At 57.3% G+C, this 2,403-nt stretch carries 1 protein-coding gene; it reads left to right on the top strand.

What is annotated here, in order from left to right; translation table 11 throughout:
- On the top strand, positions 1 to 2,403 hold a 2,403-nt coding region (locus tag A8L45_RS23235; RefSeq protein ID WP_217492216.1), incomplete at both ends, for a VCBS domain-containing protein.

Raw genomic sequence — 2,403 nt, 5'->3', positions numbered from 1 at the left:
GCTTGGCAAAAGCTCAACGCTGAAAACGATAAAGTAAAATGCGCGCTTTACCTCATTGAGCTGGCCCGAGAAATTGATCTGGCAAAAATAGACCACATAAAGCTTCAAACCCCATTCAATCAGTTTTTCTTCCATGATAATTTCCTCAAATTTGAGGATCCCGACGAGGCAAACTGGCACGTCAAAACATTCAGTGAGTTTAAAAACGAACTTGCCAGCGATAACACCCTCGCACTGCTCGCCGCCGCCCAGTCAGATGATGCCCTTGCCCGCGCAGATATCCCGGCCTCTATCTCCGGGATCACCGAAGGTGTCATGAATGGCGATGAGGACGTGGTCACCGGCACCCTGCTTATTCAGGATTCTGATAAGGGTCAGTCCCCTTCTTTTCCCAACACCACGGTGGAAGGGAAATATGGCTCCCTGACGCTGATCGACAGGATCTGGACCTACACCCTGGATCCCGACAAGGTCGCCCCCCTCAAAGACGGGGAAGTCGACAGCGATGTGATCACCCTGACGGCCACCGATGGCAGTCAACAGAACATCACAGTCACCATTACCGGCAAGGACGACCTGCCTGAGATCCAGGGCGCATCGCAATCGACACTGGATGAAGGGGTATTGGTCACCTCTGGTGAGGTGTCGCTGTTTGATCCCGACGCTGATGTGCAGCCCACCCTGAATGATGTCAAACTCGAAGGCCTGTACGGCACACTGACCCTGACCAATGGCCGCTGGACCTATCAGGCTGACCCGGACAAGGTCCGGCCACTGGACGGTGACGAAACCGCCCTCGACAGCTTTACAGTCAGCGCGTCTGACAACACCACACATAGCATTACTATCACAGTGACCGGCTCAGAAGATGCCCCTGTGGTCTCCGGCCTGTTCAGCGCCAACCTGACCGAAACGGATATTGATGAGGCACTGCCCTCGGCCACGGGCACCCTTGCCATCACGGATGCAGATACAGCTGACACCCCGGCCTTTCCCGATACCGTCGTGGATGGCCAGTATGGCTCACTGGCTCTCAAAGACGGTGAATGGACCTACACCCTCGACAGGGCTAAATCCGGCCACCTCACAGCCGATGATACCGTCGAGGACACACTGACCCTGACCGCCACAGATAACACGGTGCAGGTGATCACCATCAGTATCACCGGCACAGACACCACGGCGATCATCACCGGGCAAAGTGCGGCGACCCTGGAAAAAGGGGAGACGGCCGCCAATGGTCAGATCGCCCTGTTCGACCCGGATGCTGAGGTGCAGCCCACCCTCGCCGCTGAGCAACAACCCGGCCTCTTTGGCACCCTGATCCTGAACGGGGATGGCAGCTGGCAGTATCAGGTCGACCCGGAGAAGATCGTGCCGCTGGATGAAGGGGAAACCGCCACCGATACCTTCACCTTTATCGCCTCCGACGGCTCCTCCCATGATATTGTCCTCACCGTCACCGGGTCGGAAGACACGGCCATTGTCAGTGGTATTTTCTCGCAGGGCGTTACCGAGCCGGACAACTGGGAGACCCCGGTCACCGCCACAGGTACCCTGAGTATCACTGACCCGGACACAGCTGACACCCCCGCTTTCGCCAATACCTCAATGAATGGCAAGTACGGGACACTGGTCCTGACGGGCACCCAATGGGTGTATACGCTGGACAAGGACAAGGCCCCAGATCTGGCTGCCGGAGAGAAGCAAACCGACACCTTTACTCTGACCGCCAGTGATAACACCACCCAGCCGATCACCATTGATGTCAGCGGGACCCCCACTAGGGTCATGGGGGTCAGCCACTATCAGGACGGGCATGAAAATGCGGGCATGGATGACAGCCAGTGGCCGGGGTGGACCATTGAAGTCAACAACCGCGGCGCATCTGACAACACTGTCCTGCTGAGCCTTGGCACTCCAGACGACAGTACGTCTATGGGGGACGACTTCACCGGTATGATGCATGTAATGTCCGGCAGCACCGGACAAAAACTTGCTGACGTCAACTTTGACCCAGCCACCGGGCTCACCAGTGTCACCCTGCCCGCCGATGAAAACCAGATCCATATCCTGTTGCAACCGAACGATGATGTGCTCAACGAGGGCACAGAGGACGTCAGTATCAAAGCCATGATCACTGGCACCAATGAGGACTGGGTCCGCTCTGAGATGGCAGCGATGTCTGATGAGAGCGGCCCGGGAGATACCGTGGACGTGCGCCTCAGTGCCGATAAGGATGACGTCACTGAAGGTGAGGCTGTCACCTATACCGTTGAGCTCACCCATGCCGCCCCTCCCGGCAGCGTGGTGACGTTTGAATATACCCTCACCGATGCCTCCGGGGCGGATATTGTCCAGAAGGCTTCTGCCGTGGTCGACAGTTCCGGTATGACCGCCAGT

Origin of the sequence: Veronia pacifica (assembly GCF_001707825.1) — a bacterium.
Taxonomy (GTDB): domain Bacteria; phylum Pseudomonadota; class Gammaproteobacteria; order Enterobacterales; family Vibrionaceae; genus Veronia; species Veronia pacifica.
This window is presented reverse-complemented; position numbering and strand designations above follow the sequence as displayed.